At 73.4% G+C, this 19,517-nt stretch carries 19 protein-coding genes; 6 read left to right on the top strand and 13 right to left on the bottom strand.

Annotation, left to right across the window (positions count from 1 at the left end; genetic code table 11):
- Positions 1 to 17 precede the first annotated feature (17 nt).
- Together ACFUJY_RS04155 and ACFUJY_RS04160 are read right to left on the bottom strand one after the other, a co-directional pair.
- Positions 18 to 602 carry a TerD family protein gene (locus ACFUJY_RS04155; protein ID WP_383294202.1) on the bottom strand — a complete coding sequence of 195 codons (585 nt, stop codon included), beginning with the start codon at positions 600 to 602 and terminating at the stop codon, positions 18 to 20.
- 212 nt (positions 603 to 814) lie between these two features.
- Positions 815 to 1,045 (bottom strand): DUF6296 family protein, encoded by a 231-nt coding sequence (locus ACFUJY_RS04160; protein ID WP_383294205.1) that lies wholly within the window; start codon positions 1,043 to 1,045, stop codon positions 815 to 817.
- A 170-nt stretch (positions 1,046 to 1,215) separates the two neighbouring features.
- On the opposite strand from ACFUJY_RS04160, the gene ACFUJY_RS04165 reads away from it, so the two are divergent.
- Positions 1,216 to 1,668: a DUF5709 domain-containing protein gene (locus tag ACFUJY_RS04165; RefSeq protein WP_383294208.1), complete on the top strand. Its 453-nt coding sequence runs from the start codon at positions 1,216 to 1,218 to the stop codon at positions 1,666 to 1,668.
- Between the two features lie 127 nt (positions 1,669 to 1,795).
- Complete coding sequence (locus tag ACFUJY_RS04170; RefSeq protein WP_383294211.1) at positions 1,796 to 2,158, top strand: nuclear transport factor 2 family protein; 363 nt, start codon at positions 1,796 to 1,798, stop codon at positions 2,156 to 2,158.
- A gap of 44 nt (positions 2,159 to 2,202) precedes the next feature.
- On the opposite strand, the gene ACFUJY_RS04175 is transcribed toward ACFUJY_RS04170, so the two are convergent.
- The 6 genes from ACFUJY_RS04175 to ACFUJY_RS04200 all read right to left on the bottom strand — a co-directional run bounded on the left by ACFUJY_RS04175 (position 2,203) and on the right by ACFUJY_RS04200 (position 8,416).
- The gene (locus ACFUJY_RS04175) at positions 2,203 to 3,588 is read right to left on the bottom strand and encodes an LLM class flavin-dependent oxidoreductase (protein WP_383294215.1); all 1,386 of its coding nucleotides are present in this window, start codon (positions 3,586 to 3,588) and stop codon (positions 2,203 to 2,205) included.
- Positions 3,566 to 4,348 (bottom strand): ABC transporter ATP-binding protein, encoded by a 783-nt coding sequence (locus tag ACFUJY_RS04180; protein WP_383294218.1) that lies wholly within the window; start codon positions 4,346 to 4,348, stop codon positions 3,566 to 3,568. The genes ACFUJY_RS04175 and ACFUJY_RS04180 overlap by 23 nt, the downstream gene beginning before the upstream one ends.
- The gene (locus ACFUJY_RS04185) at positions 4,324 to 5,196 is read right to left on the bottom strand and encodes an ABC transporter permease (RefSeq protein ID WP_383294221.1); all 873 of its coding nucleotides are present in this window, start codon (positions 5,194 to 5,196) and stop codon (positions 4,324 to 4,326) included. The genes ACFUJY_RS04180 and ACFUJY_RS04185 overlap by 25 nt, the downstream gene beginning before the upstream one ends.
- Positions 5,193 to 6,260 carry an ABC transporter substrate-binding protein gene (locus ACFUJY_RS04190; protein WP_383294224.1) on the bottom strand — a complete coding sequence of 356 codons (1,068 nt, stop codon included), beginning with the start codon at positions 6,258 to 6,260 and terminating at the stop codon, positions 5,193 to 5,195. Before ACFUJY_RS04190 ends, ACFUJY_RS04185 begins: the two co-directional genes overlap by 4 nt.
- A gap of 31 nt (positions 6,261 to 6,291) precedes the next feature.
- Positions 6,292 to 6,828 (bottom strand): flavin reductase family protein, encoded by a 537-nt coding sequence (locus ACFUJY_RS04195; protein ID WP_383294227.1) that lies wholly within the window; start codon positions 6,826 to 6,828, stop codon positions 6,292 to 6,294.
- Positions 6,829 to 7,147: 319 nt separating this feature from the next.
- Positions 7,148 to 8,416: an ROK family protein gene (locus ACFUJY_RS04200; protein WP_383294230.1), complete on the bottom strand. Its 1,269-nt coding sequence runs from the start codon at positions 8,414 to 8,416 to the stop codon at positions 7,148 to 7,150.
- A 336-nt stretch (positions 8,417 to 8,752) separates the two neighbouring features.
- On the opposite strand from ACFUJY_RS04200, the gene ACFUJY_RS04205 reads away from it, so the two are divergent.
- Positions 8,753 to 11,179 carry an endonuclease/exonuclease/phosphatase family protein gene (locus ACFUJY_RS04205; RefSeq protein WP_383294233.1) on the top strand — a complete coding sequence of 809 codons (2,427 nt, stop codon included), beginning with the start codon at positions 8,753 to 8,755 and terminating at the stop codon, positions 11,177 to 11,179.
- 24 nt (positions 11,180 to 11,203) lie between these two features.
- Here ACFUJY_RS04205 and ACFUJY_RS04210 read toward each other — a convergent pair whose 3' ends face one another.
- From ACFUJY_RS04210 to ACFUJY_RS04220, 3 genes are read right to left on the bottom strand one after another with little or no spacing between them, the layout of a single operon-like run.
- Positions 11,204 to 12,127: an alpha/beta fold hydrolase gene (locus ACFUJY_RS04210; RefSeq protein WP_383294236.1), complete on the bottom strand. Its 924-nt coding sequence runs from the start codon at positions 12,125 to 12,127 to the stop codon at positions 11,204 to 11,206.
- A 40-nt stretch (positions 12,128 to 12,167) separates the two neighbouring features.
- Positions 12,168 to 13,412, bottom strand: coding sequence for a beta-ketoacyl-[acyl-carrier-protein] synthase family protein (locus tag ACFUJY_RS04215; protein WP_383294239.1), 1,245 nt, complete (start codon positions 13,410 to 13,412; stop codon positions 12,168 to 12,170).
- Complete coding sequence (locus ACFUJY_RS04220; protein WP_383294242.1) at positions 13,409 to 13,642, bottom strand: acyl carrier protein; 234 nt, start codon at positions 13,640 to 13,642, stop codon at positions 13,409 to 13,411. Before ACFUJY_RS04220 ends, ACFUJY_RS04215 begins: the two co-directional genes overlap by 4 nt.
- Before the next feature lie 333 nt (positions 13,643 to 13,975).
- Here ACFUJY_RS04220 and ACFUJY_RS04225 point away from each other — a divergent pair, with 333 nt between their 5' ends.
- Positions 13,976 to 15,526 (top strand): peptidoglycan-binding protein, encoded by a 1,551-nt coding sequence (locus ACFUJY_RS04225; protein ID WP_383294245.1) that lies wholly within the window; start codon positions 13,976 to 13,978, stop codon positions 15,524 to 15,526.
- Positions 15,527 to 15,560: 34 nt separating this feature from the next.
- Here the strand turns inward: ACFUJY_RS04225 and ACFUJY_RS04230 are convergent, their stop codons facing one another.
- On the bottom strand, positions 15,561 to 16,127 hold the full coding sequence (locus ACFUJY_RS04230) for a dihydrofolate reductase family protein (RefSeq protein ID WP_383294248.1): 567 nt from the start codon (positions 16,125 to 16,127) through the stop codon (positions 15,561 to 15,563).
- 113 nt (positions 16,128 to 16,240) lie between these two features.
- Between ACFUJY_RS04230 and ACFUJY_RS04235 the strand changes: the two genes are divergently transcribed.
- Positions 16,241 to 17,281: a hypothetical protein gene (locus ACFUJY_RS04235; protein WP_383294251.1), complete on the top strand. Its 1,041-nt coding sequence runs from the start codon at positions 16,241 to 16,243 to the stop codon at positions 17,279 to 17,281.
- Positions 17,282 to 17,429: 148 nt separating this feature from the next.
- Entirely contained in the window at positions 17,430 to 18,677 is a 1,248-nt protein-coding gene (locus ACFUJY_RS04240) for an MFS transporter (RefSeq protein ID WP_383294254.1), read from the top strand.
- Here ACFUJY_RS04240 and ACFUJY_RS04245 read toward each other — a convergent pair.
- Positions 18,664 to 19,407 (bottom strand): SDR family NAD(P)-dependent oxidoreductase, encoded by a 744-nt coding sequence (locus ACFUJY_RS04245; protein ID WP_383294255.1) that lies wholly within the window; start codon positions 19,405 to 19,407, stop codon positions 18,664 to 18,666. The two genes, ACFUJY_RS04240 and ACFUJY_RS04245, sit on opposite strands and share 14 nt — an antisense overlap.
- Positions 19,408 to 19,517 lie beyond the last annotated feature (110 nt).

Raw genomic sequence — 19,517 nt, forward strand, 5'->3', positions numbered from 1 at the left:
CCGCGCCGTACGCCGTGCTACTTGCTGATCGCGAAGCGCATCAGGGCGTGCTCGTCGCCCTGCTTGATCTTGCCGGTCTCGTTGATCACCTGGAGCTTCCAGCCGGCACCGACGCGCATGGCCTTCGCCACGGCGCAGCCGTTGTCGTTGGTGAGCAGGCTCGGCCAGATGTCGGCGACCTGCTGGCTGCTGCCGCCCGTGGCGTCGTACACCTTGATGCTGACGTTGCGCGCGCTCTGGAAGGAACTGCCCTTCTTGTACGCGGCGGCGACGAAGACGACCGCCGTGACATTCGGGGGAATCCTGGCGAAGTCGACGGTGACCGTCTCGTCGTCGCCTTCGCCCTTGCCGGTCTGGTTGTCACCGCTGTGGACCAGCGAGCCGTTGCCCAGCGGGTCCAGGGAGTCCAGGCCGGCCAGCCGCACCGGGTCCGCGCCCTGCATCGCGATGGCGATCAGGTCGAGGTCGGTGCCCTTCTTCTGCTTCAGCTTCCCCATCAGCCCGCCACTGCTGCCGACGGTGGGGTCCCAGGAGACGCCGATGGAGAGGTGGGTCACCCCGTCCAGGTCCGCCGGGCCGTCTTCCTTCTTCAACGTGATCATGCGTGATCCTCTTCGTGGCGAGATTCCTACAGGGTGAGTCTGCCTGGTGTCCTCCCCCAACCCGGCACCAGGGGCAAAATTTCGACCAAGTGTGGGAGGACCCTGGGCGGATTGTCCTGCCTCGGCATGATGTACAGGCACGTTTCCGCGTGATACGGGCATGGGAACGACGCCCGGGCCGGGGTGCGGACCGGGCGTCGGTTGTCAGCCGTTCAGGCGGCTTCCTCGCGCACCACCATCGGCGTCCCCAGGTGCTGGTGACCGCCGCTGGCGAGCATGCGCACCTCGGCGTGATCGCTGATCTCGGCGCGGACGATGCCGGTGTCGTCCTCGTAGACGGGATGTCCGCCCGCACCACTCCGCGACGTCCGGTGGACGGTGACGGCGTCGTCCTCCACTGCCGCGGACTGGAAGACGAGCTCGTAGCTCTCCGGATACTCCATGACGGCTCTCCAGACGACTGTTCCGGGCCGGCCCCGGGGGACGCGCCCCGGCGTGCACTGTCCATGGTCGCGCACCCGGGTGCCGGATGCAGGGGCACGGGCGCGTCCTGCGGGTCCGGGCGGGGGCTGCCTATGCTGAAGAAGAGCCCCGCCGCGGGAAGGGAAGCGCCATGGACGAGGCCGGTCTGGGCGACGACGTCTATCAGCCCCAGCAGGAGTCGGAGGCATCCGATCCGGTCGAGCAGCTCGACACGGAGGACACCTTGGACGACCCGGACGTGAAGGACGTCCTGGACCGGGGCTACTCGCCTCCCGAGCGCCCCTACGCCGTGGACGACCTGGGCACCACCGCCGCCGAGCAGCACCGGGGCGAATCCCTGGAGAGCCGGCTCGCGCGCGAGCGGCCCGAGGACGACGGCCCGCCCGGGGACGGCGTGGGCGACGTCGTGGACGGCGACGGCGAACCCTGGGACCGCGAGGTCGGCACCGTACGCGCCGGGCGGCTCACCCGGGACCTGGACATCGACGAGCCGGACAGCACGGCGGGCGAGGACGTCGGGATCGACGGCGCCGCCGCCTCCGCCGAGGAGGCCGCCGTGCACGTCATCGCGGACGAGGCGTAGGCGGGCCCGCCCCCATTTCCCCTTACCCCGGAGGTAATCGACGCCCCGCGCGCCGTCGGACATCGTGTTCCTCACGAGCACAGCGCTCCCGGCCCACCGGCCGGGGGCCCTACGGGAGGGATTCACGATGACCGCCTACGACGACGCCGTGCAGCGCTACTTCGCCGCCTGGAACGCCGGGCCCGAGGAGCTGGAGAAGGCCGTCGCCGCCGCGTTCACCGACGAGGCGGCGTACACCGACCCGCTGGCCGACGTACGGGGGCACGAGCAGCTGGCGGCCACCATCACCGGGGCGCGGCAGCAGTTCCCCGGGTTCACGTTCCGCCCGGCCGGCGCGGTGGACGGGCACCACGCGCTGGTCCGCTTCGGGTGGGAGCTGGTCGCGCCCGACGGCTCGGCGCCCGTCGCCGGCTTCGACGTGGCCACGCTCGCCGAGGACGGCCGGATCTCCTCGGTCAGCGGCTTCCTGGACCGGGTGCCGGCCGCCTGAACGGCGAGGTGGCGCGGGGACGGGCGGCGTCGCCCGTCCCCCGGTCAGCCGGCCTGCGCGAGCCCGATGCCGTAGCCGTCCGCGTCGCGCACCGGGGCGTCGAAGAGGCGGTTGGCGGGGCGCGGCAGCCCGTAGTGGCCGCGCAGGGTGCTCGCGGTGTAGTCGGTGCGGAAGAGGCCCCGTCCCTGGAGGATCGGCACCACGCGGTCCACGAAGAGCTCAAGGCCGGACGGGAGCACGGCGGGCATGATGTTGAACCCGTCGGCAGCCCCGCTGTCGTACCAGTGCTCGATGGTGTCCGCGACCTGTTCGGCGGTCCCGGCGAAGGTGCGGTGGCCGCGCCCGCCGCCGAGCCGCCCGATGAGCTGCCGCACGGTCAGCCGCTCGCGCCTGGCCAGCTCCACGATGAGGGTGTAGCGGCTCTTGGCGCCCTCGATCTCGTCCTCGGTCGGGAGGTCCTCGGGCAGTTGCGCGTCCAGGTCCAGGTCGTCCGGGGCGATCCTGAGCCGGCGGGCGAGCTGCCGCTTGGCGTACTCGGGGACGATGAGGTCGTCCAGTCCGGCGTCGAGCGCCAGCGCATCGGCTTCGGTGTCCGCGATGACGGGCACGATGCCCGGCAGGATCTTGATGCCGTCGGGGTTGCGCCCGGCGGCGACGGCGCGCTCCTTGACGTCCTTGTAGAACGCGATGCCCTCCTCCAGCGTCTGCTGGGCGGTGAAGACCGCTTCCGCGTACCGGGCGGCGAAGTCCTTGCCGTCCTCACTGGAGCCGGCCTGCACGAGCAACGGGTATCCCTGCGGGGAGCGTTGCACGTTGAGCGGCCCGTCGACGCGGAAGAACTCGCCCCGGTGCCCTGTCTGCCGCACCCGCTCGGCCAGGGCGTGCACGCCGCGCTCCTTGTCGTCGATCACCGCGTCGTCGGCCCAGCTGTCCCAGAGCTTGGTGGACACCTCCACGAACTCACCGGCGCGCCGGTAGCGGTCGCGGTGCAGCGGGGTGTCGTCCAGGCCGAAGTTGCGGGCCGCGTCGGCGCCCGCGGTGGTGACGATGTTCCAGCCGGCCCGGCCGCTCGATACGTGGTCCAGCGAGGCGAACCTGCGGGCCAGGTTGTACGGCTCGTTGTAGCTGGTGGACGCGGTGGCGATGAGCCCGATGTGGCGGGTCGCGCCGGCGAGGGCGGTGAGCAGGACCGTCGGCTCCAGGTTGGCCGCGGGACGGCGGCCGGGGTCGCCCGTCAGGACGGGGCTGTCGGCGAGGAACACCGAGTCCAGACGGCCGCGTTCGGCGATCCGGGCAAGGTTCTTGTAATGCTCGATGTCGGTGTTCGCGTCGGCCGGGCTGCCGGGCAGCCGCCAGGACGCCTCGTGGTGGCCGGTCGACATGAGGAAGGCGTTGAGGTGGAGCTGCTTACGGTCGGGCGTGCGGGTCATGAGAATCCTTCCCTTCGGTGCGGGGCTGCGCGACCCCGAGGGCGGCGAGCAGGGTGTCGCGGTACTCCTGGAAGCGGGGGTCGCGCCGGGAGCGTGGGGCCGGGAGGTCGACGGTGAGGTCGACGGAGATCCGGCCGTCCTCCAGGACCAGGACCCGGTCGGCGAGTTCGACGGCCTCGTCCACGTCGTGGGTGACCAGGAGCACCGCGGGGCGGTGGCGTTCGTAGAGTTCGCGCAGCAGGTCGTGCATCTTGATCCGGGTGAGCGCGTCCAGGGCGCCGAACGGCTCGTCGGCCAGCAGGAGGCCGGGTTCGCGGACCAGGGCGCGGGCGAGGGCGGCGCGCTGCTGTTCGCCGCCGGACAGCTCGTGCGGCCAGGAGCGGTCGCGGCCCCCGAGACCGACCTCGGCCAGGGCGGTGAGGCCGCGTTCGCGGGCCTTCGGGCCGCGCAGACCGAGGATGACGTTGTCGATGAGCCGGAGCCAGGGCAGCAGCCGCGAGTCCTGGAAGGAGAGCGAGACCCTGCCGGGGACGGTGAGTTCTCCGGAACCCCCGACGTTGTGGTCGAGGCGGGCGACTGCGCGCAGCAGGGTGGACTTGCCGGAGCCGCTGCGCCCGAGCAGTGCGGTGAACTCGCCCGCGCCGACGGTGAGGTCGAGCTCCTTGAGGATGTCGCGGTGGCCGAAGCGGCGGACCAGCTTCCGGGTGCGGATCGCGGGGCGGGGGACGAGGGTGGTCAGCCCGCCAGGGTGCGTCGCCATGACAGGGTCCTCCTCTCGACGGCGCGTACGGCCGCGTCCGATGCGAAGCCGAAGACCCCGTAGGCGACCAGGCCCACGATGATCACGTCGGACTGGGCGTACTGCTGGGCCTGGAACATCATGTAGCCGATGCCGCTGGTCGCGTTGACCTGCTCGACCACGATCAGGCCGAGCCAGGACGCGGTGACCCCGAGGCGCAGTCCGACGAAGAAGCCGGGCAGCGAGCCGGGGACCACGACCTTGCGGATGAACTGCGCCCGGCTCAGGTCGAGTCCTTCGGCGAGTTCGACGTACCGGCCGTCGATGCCGGTGAGTGACGCGTACGTGTTGATGTACATGTTCACCGCGACGCCGAGCGCGATGACGGTGACCTTCATCTGCTCGCCGATGCCGAGCCAGAGGATCAGCAGCGGGAGCATGGCCAGGGAGGGGATGGCACGCTTGATCTGGAGCGGTCCGTCGAGGAGGTACTCGCCGGTCCGGCTCAGCCCGGCGGCGACGGCGAGGAGGACCCCGGTGGTCACGCCGAAGAAGAGGCCGAGCCCGGCGCGCTGGAGCGAGATGAGGACGTCGTCCTGGAGCTGGCCGCTGGAGACGAGGTCGGACGCGGTGGAGAGGACCGTGCCGGGGCCGGAGAGTATCCGGGGGTCCAGATAGCCGGTGGCGGAGGCGGCCCACCACAGGGCGATGACGAGGACCGGTCCGATGAGCCGCCCGAAGGGGACGGCCCGGCCGGGGCCCAGCCGCCGGCGCGTGCCCCTCGGTGCGGTGGGCGGCGTCTTCGCGGGGGCGACGGCCGGGTCCGCCGGCGGGCCGGTGCGGGGGGTGTGCGTCAGCAGCTCGGTCATGGCTTCTCCCGGTACGGGGCGGGTACGGCCTCGGCCGCCAGCCCTTCGAAGCGGCGGTCGAACAGGTCGGTGGCGTCCTGTTCCGGTACGAATCCGCCGGCGGCGAGCAGGTCGGCGGTCTCCTGTTCCCAGGCGATGGCCTCGTCCCAGGAGGCCGGGAAGAGCGGCTTGTCGAGCGAGGCGACGATGCGCTTGCCGTCCGCCCGGGAGACGCCCTGGTCCTTCACGTAATAGGTGTCGATCCACCGGTCGGTGTTCTCCCAGGCCCAGACCTGGCCCCTGGCCCACAGCGGGACGAAGCTGCGGACGGCGGCGGCCTTGGCGCGGTCGTTCAGCACCTCGTTGGGCGCCCAGAGCACCGTGAGCAGGTCCACCACGTCCGTCTTCAGGGCGCGCGCCCCGTCCTTGCCGTACTGGGCGAGGTACTTGGTGAGGGTGGGCTCGCCCAGCGGGGCGATGTCGACCTGTCCGGACTGGAGGGCGGTGAGGAACTGGGTGCTGGGCAGGGCGACCAGCTCGACGTCGTCGGTGTCGATGCCCGCCTGCTTCAGTGCCCGCAGGACGACGACGCCCTGCGCCTGCCCCTGCGAGAAGCCGATCCTCCGGCCCCGGAGATCGGCGGCTGATCGAATGTCGGAGCCCGCTCCCGTGGCGAACGCGTACAACGGACTCTTCCGTACCTGCACCGCGACGATCTTCGCGCGGACGCCGATGGCGTGGGCCTGGATCGGCGGAATTCCGGCGTTCACGGCGAGGTCGATGGAATGCGCCCGGAAACCCTGGATTATATCGGGGCCCGCGGCGAGATTGGGCCACTGTGCCACCTGGAAGGGGAGTTCCTTTTCGAGGCCGGCGGAGGCGAGCTGGAGTTTGGTCGTACGGACGGCTATGGAGAGTTCCGTCCCCGGAGGCGGCGCCCCGGAGGGCAGTTCTCCGGACGGTTCGGCGCCGGCCGCCGCATCGGCCTGGGGCGAGCAGGCGGCCAGGGTCCCGACGAGCGCTCCCCCGGTGAGGGCGAGGAACGAACGGCGGCCGACCGCCGGGGGCATGGTGTGGCGTGGCATGCGTGAGTCCTGATCCGTGGCGTCGGGGTGGTCAGAAGGAGAGGTAGGCGCCGTCGTGGAAGAGCAGCGGGCTGCGGCCCTCGTCGAGCTGGGCCTCCACCACCCGGGCGACGACGATGCGGTGGTCACCGGCCGGCACGATCTGCTCGATCTCCACCCGCAGGTGGCCGGCCACTCCGTCGAGCAGGGGCTCACCGCCGGGCAGGCGGTGCCAGCGGGTGGGGGCGGCGAAGCGGTCGATGCCGCTGGTGGCGAACGTGGCGGCCAGGGACTGCTGTTCGGCGCCGAGGAAGTGCACGACGGCCGTACGGGCGTGCTCGAAGTGCGGCCACGACGAGGTCGCGGTCCCGATGCCGAAGGAGATGAGCGGCGGGTCGAGCGAGAGCGAGGTGAGCGAGGTCGCGGTGAAGCCGACCGGGCCACGGCCGGAGTCGGTGGTGATGACGACGACCCCGGCGAGGTAGCGGCGGAACGCCTGCCGGAAGCGGTCGGGAGCGATCCCCGCCGGGGCGGTGACGGCGGCCCGGGCCGCGTACGAGGGCACAGTGACGGTCAACGTGTCTCCCATGGTGGAAAGCTGGAAAAGGCAGCGCGACAATTCCGTCGACGAAAGGGAATGCGCACGGAACGGCACACGGCGAGGCGCGCGGAAGCGCGGAACGTTCGCCGGATATCAGCGGGTTCTACCGGAGGCCCGGACAGCACCCGCGACAGGAACGCATCGCTGCGGGCGCGGAACAGCGGAAGAGCGGCGTCATCGAGGACGCTTTCGCTGCATTCCACTGTCGGCTGGTCATGAATCCATCATCCCGTCGGCATCGGCGGCCGGTCAACAATGCAACTGACTGAATTAAATCGGAGTGCGGAAAGAGGCGGCAGGCCCGGCGTCAGGACAGCGCGGGCAGCGCCGGCCAGGGCCCCATCGGGTCCGTGTACAGCGAGCCGAGCGCCACCGCCGCACCCGCCACGGCCAGGACCGACCCGGTGAAGCTGCTCGGCATCACGGCCCGCTCGGGGTCGTCGCACACCACGGACCGCTCGGCCACCTCCGCCCGCAGACCGGCCAGGCATTCCGGCAGCCGCCCGGCCCCCGGCTCGACCACGACCAGCACCTCCGGGTCGAACATGTCGAGAAGCAGCGCCGCCGCCCGCCCGACCAGCCGGGCCCGCCGGCGGAACAGCGCCACCGCCCGCGCGTCCCCCGCCAGCGCTCGGTCGAGCAGTTCCGGGAAGGACCCGGTCACCAGCCCCTGGGCGGCCGCGCGCCGCACCATGGCCCCCTCCGAGACCTCCGACTGGAGGCAGCCGGACTGCCCGCAGAAGCACGGCTCGGCACCGTCCGACCCCCCGGCGCCCAGGGGCAGGTGGGCGACGCTGCCCGCGCCGGAGCGCGGTCCCCGGTGCAGGGCGCCGCCGGTGGCGAAGGCGGCGTCCACGACCGCGCCGACGAAGAGCAGGACGGTGCTGGCCCGGGTCGACTCCTGACCGAACAGCTGCTCGGCCCGGGTCAGGGCGCGGGAGTGGCTGTCCACATGGACGGGCAGCCCGGTCGCGGCGGCGAGCAGGTCCCGGGCCGGGACGTCGTGCCAGCCGAGCTGCGGATGCGCCACGATCACCCCGCCGACCGGGTCGACGCGGTGCCCGGTGGCCACGCCGAGGGCGAGGACGGTGCGCCCGCCGGCGCGAGCGGCCACCAACGGGGGCACCCGGGCCGCGAGCTGGGCCAGGACGCAGTGGGGGTCGGTGGTGCCGTGGGGCCGGCGGTCCTCGGCAACGATCCGGCCGCGCAGGTCCATCAGCGAGAGGGTGGAGTGCTCGACGGCGATGTGGGCCCCGGCCACCAGATAGCTTCCAGTGTCGATCTCTACGGGGATGTGCGGCCGGCCGAGCCCCTTGGGGCCCGTGGTCTCGGCACTCTCGCGGACCAGTCCGCGGGCGAGCAGCCTGCCGACGTGCCCGCTGACGGAGGCGGGCGAGAGGCCGGTGAGCCGGGCGATCGTGGACCGGGCTACGGGGCCGTGGTCGAGGATCGCGCCGAGGACCGAACCGGTGCCGGCCGGACGGCGGCCCGGCACGTGCGCCGGTATGTCGGCGCGGCGAGGCGGTGTGGTGCGGGTCGTGTGGGGACGGCGGACGGGGGCGGAGAGACTCTTCACCGTGTCTTCCAGACCTCGGGGCGGCGATGGGCGCGGTGTCTGCTCGGCGGAGGCACGGGGCCGGGGCACGGGGCCTCGGGAGCGGTGCCTCAGGCGCGGTGACACACGGCGGAGCACACCCGCTTGAGGTCGATGTGACCCCGCGTCGTGAGGTGTGCGGATCGCTGCATGCCGCGCAACGTAGCCGGAGCGGCTCGACCGGTCAAACCGTCGCCGCATCCTGGACAGCCCCGTGCGTCACCGAACGTTTCCCGGAATTCACCACTGATGCCTTGTCATCGCCTGTTCTACGCGCATAGCTTGTGCTCCCTCACCACACTCTGAGGGGCAGTCTCCGTGCGCATATCCACCACCCGTTCCGCCCTGCTGGCCGGCGCGGTAGCCGTGACACTCTCGGCGACCGCGCTGCCCGCAGCCTTCGCCGCCCCGTCCGCGACCGCCGTGATCTCCGAGGTGTACGGGGGCGGCGGGAACTCCGGTGCGACGCTGACCCGTGACTTCATCGAGCTGGCCAACGCCGGCTCGGCCGCGTACGGCCTCGACGGGCTCAGCGTCCAGTACCTGCCGGGCGCCCCGTCGGCGGGCTCGCTGTGGCAGGTGTCGGCGCTGACCGGTTCCGTCGCGCCCGGCGGCCGCTACCTCGTCGCGGAGGCGGCGGGCGCCGGCGGCACGGTGGCCCTGCCGGCCCCGGACACGACCGGCAACGTGGCCATGTCCGCCACGAGCGGCACCGTGGCCCTGGTCTCCGGGACGGCACCGCTGACCTGCAAGACCGCCGCCGACTGCGCGGCCGACACCCGGATCGTGGACCTGGTCGGCTACGGCACCGCGGTCGTCCGGGAAGGCAGCGGCCCGGCGAAGGGCACGTCGGCCACCGCCTCCGTGGCGCGCGCGGCTTCGCTGGCGGACACCGACGACAACGCCGCCGACCTCACCGCGGCGGCCCCCTCCCCGGTCAACGCGGCCGGCGAGACCGCGGGCGGCGGCGAGGACCCGGGCGACCCCGGCAACCCCACCGAGCCCGGCACCGTCCGCATCCACGACATCCAGGGCACCACCCGGGTCTCCGCGCTGGACGGCAAGGCGGTCACCGGGGTCCCCGGCGTCGTCACGGCGGTGCGCGCCTCGGGTTCACGCGGCTTCTGGATGCAGGACACCGCCCCGGACGCCGACCCGCGCACCGGCGAGGGCGTCTTCGTCTACACCGGCTCCACCGCCCCGGCCGTCCAGGTGGGCGACTCGGTGCTGGTCAGCGGCACCGTGGACGAGTACTACCCGTCGTCCACCGCCCAGTCGGTCACCGAGATCACCGCGCCGAGGGTCACGGTCGTCTCGTCCGGCAACGCGCTGCCCGCACCGGTGGTGCTGGACGCGAAGGCCGTACCGGGGAAGTACGTGCCCTCGGCCGGCGGCGGCTCGATCGACGCGCTGCCGCTGGAGCCGTCCACCTACGCACTGGACCTGTACGAATCCCTGGAGGGCAGCCGGGTCCAGATCGCCGACACCCGGGTGACGGGCGCGACGACCAAGTACCACGAGGTGTGGGTGACCGTCGAGCCGCGGCAGAACCCGACCCGGCGCGGCGGCACGCTCTACGCCTCGTACACCGACCAGAACAGCGGCCGGATCAAGGTCATGTCGCTGGACCCGGCCGCGCCCGTGCCGACCGCGAACGTGGGCGACGTGCTCGCCGGCACCACCTCGGGCGTCCTGGACTACGACTCGTACGGCGGCTACAACCTCCAGGCCACCGCGCTCGGCGAGGTCGTCGACCACCACCTGCGGCGCGAGGTGACGCGCAAGCAGAAGGGCAAGGAGCTCGCGGTCGCCACGTACAACGTGGAGAACCTCGACGCGCTCGACGACCAGGCGAAGTTCGACACGCTGGCCGAGGGCGTCGCGGTCAACCTCTCCTCGCCCGACATCGTGTCCCTGGAGGAGATCCAGGACGACAACGGCGCGGTCGACGACGGCACGGTCGGCTCCGAGGCCACGCTGAAGCGGTTCACGGACGCGATCGTCGCGGCGGGCGGCCCCCGCTACTCCTGGCGCTATGTCGCCCCGCAGGACAAGCAGGACGGCGGCGAGCCCGGCGGCAACATCCGCAACGTGTTCCTCTTCAACCCCGAGCGGGTGGACTTCGTGGACCGCCCGGGCGGCGACGCGACGACGCCGGCCGAGGCCGTGAAGACGAGGAAGGGCGTCACGCTGTCGGTGTCGCCGGGCCGGATCGCCCCGGCCGACGCGGCCTGGGACGACAGCCGCAAGCCGCTCGTCGGCGAGTTCCGGTTCCACGGGAGGTCCGTCTTCGTCATCGGCAACCACTTCGCGTCCAAGGGCGGCGACCAGCCCCTGCACGGCCGCTACCAGGAGCCGGTGCGCAGCTCGGAGACCAAGCGCGTGCAGCAGGCGCAGGAGGTCAACACCTTCGTCAAGTCGCTGCTCGCGGCGGACAAGTCGGCGCGGGTCGTGGTCCTCGGCGACCTGAACGACTTCGCGTTCTCGCCCGCCGTGGGCGCGCTGACCGACGGCAAGGTGCTCAAGCCGCTGATCACCACACTGCCGGAGAACGAGCAGTACAGCTATGTGTACGAGGGCAACTCGCAGACCCTCGACCACATCCTGACCAGTCCGGGCGTGCGCCGCTTCGACTACGACGTGGTGCACATCAACGCGGAGTTCGCCGACCAGGCGAGCGACCACGACCCGCAGATCGTGCGCGTCGACGTGAACGCCCCGGCCCACGGGCACGGGCACCACTGACCCGTCCGCCGCGGGCGGGCGGTCTCAGCCGCCCGCCCGCGGCAGCGCGTGGCGGTCCGTCACGCCCGCACGCGGACGCGGCAGCACGGCCGGCGGCAGCAGGGCGGGCGCGGACTCCAGCGGCCGGTCGGTGACGAAGCGGGCCACCAGGTCCGCCACGTCGTCGGGGCGTTGCAGGACGACCCAGTGGTCCGACTCGCCGATGGTCAGGAAGCGGCTTCCCTCGATCGTCGCCGCGAAGGCCCGCTGGTGGTACGGCGAGGTCACGGTGTCGTGCTCGCCGGCGAAGACCAGCGCCGGGACCCCGGTCAGCCCGCCGGAGAAGTCAGGGCGGTGCTCCAGCGACCGGCGCAGCGAGCGCTCCGTGTGCGGGGAGTGCCTGAGGGCGTGCGCGAAGGACCGGCGCACGTAGCGCAGGGCCAGCTCCCGCCGGTGGACCGGCCGGTCGGGGTCCAGGCACATCAGCGCCTCGGCGGTCAGGGCGGCGAGCCCGTCCGTGTCCCCGGCGTCCAGCCGGCCGACGGCCCGGGCCCAGCCGTCGCGCTGCGCCTCGCTGATGTGCGACGGTACGCCGCCGAGGACCAGGCGGGCGATCCGGCCGGGGTCGCGCCGGGCGCAGGCGAAGGCGACGGACGTGCCGTAGGAGAAGCCGAAGAGGTTGACCCGGTCGGCGCCCAGGTCGTCCATGACGCCGGTGACGGCGGCGCACAGGAGGTCGTCCCCGGTGCCGGGCGGCAGCGGGTCGGCGCCGCCCATCCCGGGCAGGTCGAGGGTGATCACGGAGGCGTGCGGGCCGAGGTGCTCGTCCATCTGCGGCCAGCCGTGGATGCCCTGGAGCGCGCCGCCGAGCACGACGACCGGTTCGGTGCGGGGCGCGGGGCGCGGCAGGACGCGGTAGCGGTAGCGCAGGCCCTCGACGGTGAGGGTGCGGATGGTCTCTTCGGTCATGAGGTCCGGTCCTTGGGGTGTCTCGCCGATCGGGGCCGGGTCACCTGGTGAGGACGAGGGCGGCGTTGTGGCCCCCGAAGCCGAGCGAGGTCTTGACGGCCGCGTCGAACGCCGCGGGCCTGGCCTCCTTGCTCACCACCTCGACCGGGATGTCCGGGTCGGGGGCGTCGAGATTGACGGTGGGCGGCACCAGTTGGTGCTGGAGGGCGAGGACGGTGAGCGCGGTCTCGATGCCGCCGGCCGCGCCGAGGGTGTGGCCGGTCATCGCCTTGGTGGAGGTGACGAGGGGGTGCTCGCCCAGGACCCGGCGGAGCACGGCCGTCTCGATCAGGTCGTTGGAGACGGTGGAGGTGCCGTGCGCGTTGACGTGGCCGATGGCGGCGGCGTCGGTCCCGGCGTCCGCGAGGGCGGTGCGCAGCGCGCGTTCGATGCCGAGCCCGTCGGGGTCGGGGGCGACGGCCGAGTAGGCGTCGCTGGAGGCGCCGTAACCGGTGACGTGGGCGCGGACGACGGCGCCCCGGGCGCGGGCGTGTTCGGGGCGTTCCAGGACGAGGAGGCCGGCGCCCTCGCCGACGACGAAGCCGTCGCGGTGGATGTCGAAGGGGCGGCAGGCGGCCTGCGGGTCGTCGCGGCGGGTGGAGACGGCTTTGAGGCGGCAGGCGCTGGCGATCAGGAGCCGGGAGCAGACGGACTCGGCGCCGCCGGCGACGACGATGTCGCAGGCGCCGGTGCGGAGCATCTGGTGGGCGGTGCCGATGGCGACGGTGCCGGAGGAGCAGGCGGTGGAGACGGCCTGGCTGGGGCCGTGGGCGCCGAGGTCGGTGGCGACGCTGCTGGCGGCGCCGTTGACGACGGTGAGCGGGGCGAGCTTGGGCGAGACCCGGCGGGCGCCGCGTTCGGTGAGGGCGGTGTGCTGTTCGTCGTAGAAGGGCAGGCCGCCGTGGGCGGAGCCGATGACGACGGCGACCCGGCCGCTGTCCCAGACGGCCGGGTCCAGGCCCGCGTCGGCGACGGCCTCGCGGGCGGCGATGACGGCGAGGTGCGCGAAGCGGTCCATCAGCCGGTGTGCCGCGATCCCGAGGACGGCCCGGGTGTCGAGTCCGGTCACGCTGTACATGAAGTCGCAGGGCAGGCCGGCCAGTTCGGTCCGGTGCGGCACGCAGGGGGCGGTCGCGGGGTCGTTCACCGCGCGCCAGGTGGCCTCGGTGCCGACGCCCGCAGAGGTGACGAGGCCGATGCCGGTGACGGCCGCGGCGAACGGCGGCAGCCGGTGCGGGGCCGTCACGCGGCGGCCTTGCGGTGCACGGCGTCGACCAGCTGGCCGACGGTGTCGCGGGAGGTGAGCTGGACGTCCTCCAGGTCGATGTCGAGGCGGTCCTCGATCAGGAGCCGCAGCTCCTCCAGCGCCAGCGAGTCCAGCCTGAGCTGCCTGAGCGGCACGTCGGGTCGGATCGCCACGGGGTCGGTTCCGAAGTTCGCCGTCAGCAAGGTGCTGATCTCGTCTGCCGTGCTCATGCTCATCGGGCACTTCTCCGCTGTCGTACGCGGTGACGCCTTGCCGCGTGAGATGTGAGTGCCATCGGGGACGCCGGCCGGTCCGGAGTTCTCTGTTATACGCCCTGGCGGCGACGGGCCCGGCCCGCGTTCCCCCGTGCGGTGGGCTGTCGTCCAGGTGTACGAATCCCGCGAGGCGCGGCCGCGCTCACGGGCCGTCAACTTCGCCGGAGTGCACCGGGTTCGACACGCCAGTGGGCTGATTGTCATACCTTCGACGGCTCTCTATCGTGGGCAGGCTTCGTGGCCGACCGGCCCCGCCGGCCGGCCCTCCCCCACACAGCAGGAGCAGGTATGCCCACACGCGCCGCCCGCACCCGGACCCGCGTCTCCCTCCTCGCGGCCCTCACCGCCACCGTCCTCGCCGCGACCGGCACCCCGGCCCTCGCGGCGGCGGACACCGGCCACCCGATGGACCGGGCCTTCGCACGGGCCGCCCGGGCGTTCGACGTACCGCGCGATCTGCTCGCCGCCGTCGGGTACGGCGAGACCCACCTGGACGGCCACGCCGGACGGCCCAGCCAGGCGGGCGGCTACGGTGTGATGCACCTGGTCAGCAACCCGGCGCGGCACACCCTGGAACGGGCCGCCGCCCTCACCGGCGAGCCGGTCGCCGCCCTGCGCACGGACACCGCCGCCAACATCCTGGGCGGCGCGGCGGTGCTGCGCGGTTACGCGGACGGGCTGGGCCTCGACGCCCGGGACCGCGACGACATCGACGCCTGGTACCCGGCCGTCGCCCGCTACAGCGGTACGCGGGGCACGGCCGCCGCGCTCTACGCCGACGCGGTGTACACCTTCCTGGCCGACGGACTCGCCGCGCTCACCCCGGACGGCGAGCGGATCACGGTGGACGGGCGGCCGGTCTCCCCGGAGCGGGACGGGGCCGCGGCAGCGGACTCCGGTGCCCGCAGCGCCGACTACCCGGCCGCGCTCTGGGTCCCGGCCGACCCGAACAACTACACCACCGGCCGGACGGCGGAGATCGACAAGATCGTCGTCCACGTCACGCAGGGCTCGTACGCGGGCTCGATCAGCTGGTTCCAGGACCCGGTGTCCGAGGTGAGCGCGCACTACGTGGTGCGCTCGTCGGACGGTCAGATCACCCAGATGGTGCGGGACGCCGACACCGCGTACCACGCGCGCAGCGCCAACGCCTCGTCGCTGGGCATCGAGCACGAGGGCTTCATCGACGACCCCACCTGGTTCACGGACGCGATGTACCGGTCGTCGGCCGCCCTGACCGCCTCACTGTGCGACCGGTACGGCATCCCGAAGGACCGGGCGCACATCATCGGCCACAGCGAGGCCCCGGGCAACGACCACACCGACCCGGGCACGTACTGGGACTGGGACCGCTACATGGAGCTGGTGACCGGCACCGGGGCGGGCGGCGAGACCCGGGACGGGCTGAGCTTCGCCACGTACACGACCCAGCGGTCCGGCTCGACGGGGCCCCAGGTCACCGCCCTCCAGCGGCTGCTGAACGCCCAGGGCTACCCGGCGGGCGAGGCCGACGGCAGCTTCGGGCCCGCCACGGCGGCGGCGGTGACGTCGTTCCAGTCGGCGCACGGCCTCGACGCGGACGGGGTCGTGGGCGCCAGGACGTGGACGGCGCTGCTGTCCGCCGGGACCACGCCGGTGCTCGCCGAGGACGCGACGGGCGAGGACGTGAAGCGGCTCCAGCGGGCCCTGACGGCGGCGCTGGGCTCGACGGTGGACGCGGACGGCACCTTCGGCCCGGCGACCGCCACGGCGGTGCGCTCCTACCAGACGGGGCGGGGCCTGACCGTGGACGGCGTCGTGGGCCCCGCCACCTGGGCGGCGCTCCAGGCGGGCCGCTGACGGACCGGCGGCGCCCCGGGCCGGTCCCGGGGCGTCACCGCCCGGCGGGCTCGTACCGCAGTTCCACGACCCCGTTGCCGAAGGCGCGGGTGCCGGTGAGCCGGAGGGGCCGCACCGCCTCCTCCGTCGGGAACATCGGCTTGCCCCGGCCGATGAGGACCGGCTGCACGTAGACGCGGTACTCGTCGATCAGGTCGAGCGCGGCGAAGGACGCGGCGAGGCCGGCGCCGCCGAGGGCGAGGTCGCCGTCGGCCGCCGCCCTGAGGGCCCCGACCTCCTCGGGGACGACCTCGCGGACGATCGTGGTGTTCCAGTCGGCGTGGTCCAGCGTCCGGGAGTACACGTACTTCGGGGTGTCGCGCCAGATGGGGGCGAACTCGGCCGTGGGCCCGGCGTTGGCCGGGTCCTCGTCGGCGGTGGGCCAGAAGTCCGCCATCAGCTGATGGGTGACGCGGCCGTCCAGCATGGCGCCCATGCCCGCCAGTTGGCTGTTGAAGTAGCGGTGCAGCTCGTCGTCGATCACATGCCACTCGATGTTCCGGTGCGGGCCCTCGATGAAGCCGTCGAGGGACATCGACATCCAGTAGACGATCTTGTTCATGGCGCACCTCACCGGACGTGTGACGGGAACGGGGCGGAAGGCCCCGCCGACGTTACCGGGCGGCGGACCGCCCGTGCTTGACGCCGAGCCGGCCCGGCACGTAGGTGTCGGACATGAGAGTCGGAGAGGCGCGCGCCGCCGCCGCGCACTGGGTGGCCACGCACGCCCGCCCCGCGCCGGGGTACCTGGGGGCCTACTACAGCGGGTCCACGGTCGGGCGGCCGGACGACGCGGAGCTGCCGGTCTCCTCGGACGTGGACGTCGTCGTGGTGACGGAGGGGGCCGAGGCGCCCGCGAAGCCCGGCAAGCTCCCGCACCGGGGCGCGCTGCTGGAGATCACCTACGAGCCCTGGTCCCTGCTGGCCGACCCGGAAGCGGTGCTGGGCGCGTACCACCTGGCGGGCGGCTTCCGCCGGGACACCGTCATCGAGGACCCCACGGGGCGGCTGCGCGCGCTGCACGCGTACGTCGCGCCGCGCTTCGGCCGGCGGGAGCACGTGCGGCGGCGGTGTCTGGACGCCCGGCACCGCGTCGAGAGCCGGCTCGCCGCTCTGGACCCCACGCGGCCGTTCGCCGCCCGGGTGCTGGCGTGGCTGTTCCCCACCGGGGTCACCGCACACGTCCCGCTGGTGGCCGCCCTGCGCAATCCGACCATCCGGCTGCGCTATCCCGCGGTGCGCGACGCACTCACCGCGTTCGGGCAGGAGGAGCTGTATCCGGAACTGCTGGCGCTCCTGGGCTGCGCGGAGGTCTCCGCGCCGCTGGTACGGCACCATCTGGACGAGCTGGCGCGGACGTTCGACGCCACGGTCCCCGTCGTGCGCACGCCGTTCTTCTTCGGCGGCGACCTGACCGAGCGGGCGCGGCCCGTCGCGGTCGACGGCAGCCGGGTGCTCATGGACCGGGGTGACCACCGGGAGGCGGTGTTCTGGATTCTGGCGACCTTCGCCCGCTGCCACACCGTGCTGGCCGTGGACGCGCCCGCGCTGCACACCGCCCGGCTGCCGGCCTTCCGGGAGGCGGTCGCGGACCTCACCGGCATCACGGGCACCGGGGACCTGCTCGCCCGGCGCGACGAGGTGCTGCGCTTCACACCCCGGCTGTGGACGGTGGCGGAGGAGATCATGGCGGCCGGCCCGGGGGTCGTCGGGTAGCGGAGCGCTCTGCTACCTTGCCCGCGTGTCTCTTCCTCGTGCGTAGGACCCCGTCGAGGCCGCGCCCGGCGTACCGGGTGCGGCGCTCCGGTTTCCCCGCATGCCTGCGGCGCGGCCGAGTCCGCGCCGCCCTCCGAGGAAGACCCCCATGTCCACTCCTTCGTACGCCGCTGTCCTGCGCGTCCCGCACGCGGCGCGCACCTTCGCCGCCGCGCTGACCGGGCGGCTCTCCTACGGGATCGCCCCGCTCGCCCTGCTGCTCGCCGTCAAGGACGCCACCGGCTCCTACTCGGCCGCCGGCACGGTGATGGCCCTGTTCGGGGCCGCCAGTGTGTTCCTCTCCCCCGCCCGTGCCGGGCTGATCGACCGGCACGGGCCGCGCCGCGCCCTGCCGCCGATGGCCGGTCTGTACGCGGTGCTGCTCGCCGTCCTCGCCCTGGTCACCTGGCGGCCGGGCGCCTCCCCGCTGGTCCTCGGGGCCCTCGCCACGGCGGCGGGGGCCTGTACGCCGCCGCTCGGCCCGGTCATGCGGACGCTGTGGAGCGAGCTGGTCCCCGACCGGGAGCTGCTGCGCCGCGCGTACAGCCTGGACGGCGTGGCCGAGGAACTGCTGTACGTCTCCGGGCCGCTGCTGGTGGGCGTCGCGGTGACGGTCACCGGGCCCGCTGTCGCCGTGCTGGCCGGCGCGGTGCTGATCGCGGCCGGGGCGGGGGCGCTGGTGACCTCGCCCGCGGTGCCGCGCGGGAAGCCGGACCACGGCACCGGGGCGGACGGCTCCGCCGCCCCCGGGCTGCGGCTCGGCGCCGTGCCCGCGCTGCGGCGCGCCGTGCTCGTGACGGCCGCCGTGGGGCTCTGCCTCGGGGCCCTCGATCTGCTGGTGGTGGCCCTGACCGAGGCGATGCACCGGGCGGCGGCGGTGTCCTGGGTGCTGGCCGCCCTGTCGGCGACGAGCGCGGTCGGCGGTCTGGCCTACGGCGCGCTGCGGTGGCGGGCGCCGCTCGGGGTGCGGCTGCCGGTCATGGCCGCCGGTCTGGGCGCGGCGGTGGCGGCGGCCGGTCTGGCCGGCCACGTCTACGTGCTGATCGCCGTGGTCGGCGCGGCCGGGCTGTTCGTCGCGCCGGCGCTCACGACCGCGTACCTGATCGCGGACGAGTCGGCGGACGCGGCCCGGCGCACCCGGGCGGGCGCCTGGGTCAACACCGCGTTCAACGCGGGCTCGTCGGGCGGCACGGCGGCGGTGGGGCTGCTGGTGGACCGGCTGCCGCTCGCCCTGTGCTGCGCGGTGGCGGCGGCCCCGGCGCTGCTGTGCGCGGGGGCGGTCCTGGGCACCGGTGTCCGGCGCGCCCGCGCCGGGGCGGGCGCGCCGGAGGCGGCGGAGCAGGTCAGCGGAGCTTGATCGCGCCGCCGTCGGCCATCAGGGTCTGGCCGGTCATGTAACGGGCGTCGTCGCTCGCCAGGAACGCGATGACGGGCGCGACGTCCGTGCGCGGGTCGCCGAAGCGGCCGAGCGGGACCTTGGCGGCGGAGAGGGCGTACTGCTCGGGATGCGCCTCGGCCCAGGCGGCGACGCCCGCGGTCCTCGCCATCGGGGAGACCACGTTGACCCTGATCCCGTCGGCCGCCCACTCGTTGGCGATGACCCGGCTCAGTCCGCGGATGGCCTCCTTGCCGGCGGCGTACGACGCCTGGTTGGGCTGGCCGTCGATGCCGGCGCCCGAGGCGAAATTGACGACGGCGCCCTGGGCCTTCCTGAGCTCGGGGTACGCGGCGAGCATGAAGTTGCGGGTGGCGAAGAGACCGGTGTCCAGGGCGAGCTTCCAGTCGTCGTCGGTCTGCTCGGTGAACGGGCGGACCCGGGAGGCGCTGGCGTTGTTCACCAGGACGTCCAGGCCGCCGAAGCGCTCGACGGCCGTGGCGACCGCCCGGTCGGCGACCGCGCGGTCCGAGACGTCGCCCCGCAGGAAGGCCACCGCGTCCCCGAGGCCGGCCACCAGGGTGTCTCCCGCCTCCTGCTGGAGGTCGACCACCACGACGCGGGCGCCGCGCTCGACGAAGAGCCGGGTGACGGCTTCGCCGATGCCCGAGGCTCCTCCGGTGACGAGGGCGACCTTGTTCTCCAGTGTCATTGCGCTGTTCCTTCGACGTGCTGTGTCCGGCCCCCGCACCGAGCTCTTTCTTATGCATCATACACTTCTTATGTATGTTGCATATAAATGGGGCGTGCGGGGCGGCACAC

Source organism: Streptomyces sp. NPDC057249 (assembly GCF_042669245.1).
In the GTDB taxonomy this organism is placed as follows: Bacteria; Actinomycetota; Actinomycetes; order Streptomycetales; family Streptomycetaceae; genus Streptomyces.

Excerpts from the sequence above, each read along its gene's own strand:
- ACFUJY_RS04240 (WP_383294254.1), top strand. The coding sequence starts at position 17,430 with ATGTCCACTCCTTCGTACGCCGCTGTCCTGCGCGTCCCGCACGCGGCG.
- ACFUJY_RS04210 (WP_383294236.1), bottom strand. The coding sequence starts at position 12,127 with ATGACCGAAGAGACCATCCGCACCCTCACCGTCGAGGGCCTGCGCTAC.
- ACFUJY_RS04225 (WP_383294245.1), top strand. The coding sequence starts at position 13,976 with ATGCCCACACGCGCCGCCCGCACCCGGACCCGCGTCTCCCTCCTCGCG.
- ACFUJY_RS04175 (WP_383294215.1), bottom strand. The coding sequence starts at position 3,588 with ATGACCCGCACGCCCGACCGTAAGCAGCTCCACCTCAACGCCTTCCTC.
- ACFUJY_RS04230 (WP_383294248.1), bottom strand. The coding sequence starts at position 16,127 with ATGAACAAGATCGTCTACTGGATGTCGATGTCCCTCGACGGCTTCATC.
- ACFUJY_RS04220 (WP_383294242.1), bottom strand. The coding sequence starts at position 13,642 with ATGAGCACGGCAGACGAGATCAGCACCTTGCTGACGGCGAACTTCGGA.
- ACFUJY_RS04185 (WP_383294221.1), bottom strand. The coding sequence starts at position 5,196 with ATGACCGAGCTGCTGACGCACACCCCCCGCACCGGCCCGCCGGCGGAC.
- ACFUJY_RS04155 (WP_383294202.1), bottom strand. The coding sequence starts at position 602 with ATGATCACGTTGAAGAAGGAAGACGGCCCGGCGGACCTGGACGGGGTG.
- ACFUJY_RS04160 (WP_383294205.1), bottom strand. The coding sequence starts at position 1,045 with ATGGAGTATCCGGAGAGCTACGAGCTCGTCTTCCAGTCCGCGGCAGTG.
- ACFUJY_RS04245 (WP_383294255.1), bottom strand. The coding sequence starts at position 19,407 with ATGACACTGGAGAACAAGGTCGCCCTCGTCACCGGAGGAGCCTCGGGC.
- ACFUJY_RS04165 (WP_383294208.1), top strand. The coding sequence starts at position 1,216 with ATGGACGAGGCCGGTCTGGGCGACGACGTCTATCAGCCCCAGCAGGAG.
- ACFUJY_RS04190 (WP_383294224.1), bottom strand. The coding sequence starts at position 6,260 with ATGCCACGCCACACCATGCCCCCGGCGGTCGGCCGCCGTTCGTTCCTC.
- ACFUJY_RS04235 (WP_383294251.1), top strand. The coding sequence starts at position 16,241 with ATGAGAGTCGGAGAGGCGCGCGCCGCCGCCGCGCACTGGGTGGCCACG.
- ACFUJY_RS04170 (WP_383294211.1), top strand. The coding sequence starts at position 1,796 with ATGACCGCCTACGACGACGCCGTGCAGCGCTACTTCGCCGCCTGGAAC.
- ACFUJY_RS04195 (WP_383294227.1), bottom strand. The coding sequence starts at position 6,828 with ATGGGAGACACGTTGACCGTCACTGTGCCCTCGTACGCGGCCCGGGCC.
- ACFUJY_RS04180 (WP_383294218.1), bottom strand. The coding sequence starts at position 4,348 with ATGGCGACGCACCCTGGCGGGCTGACCACCCTCGTCCCCCGCCCCGCG.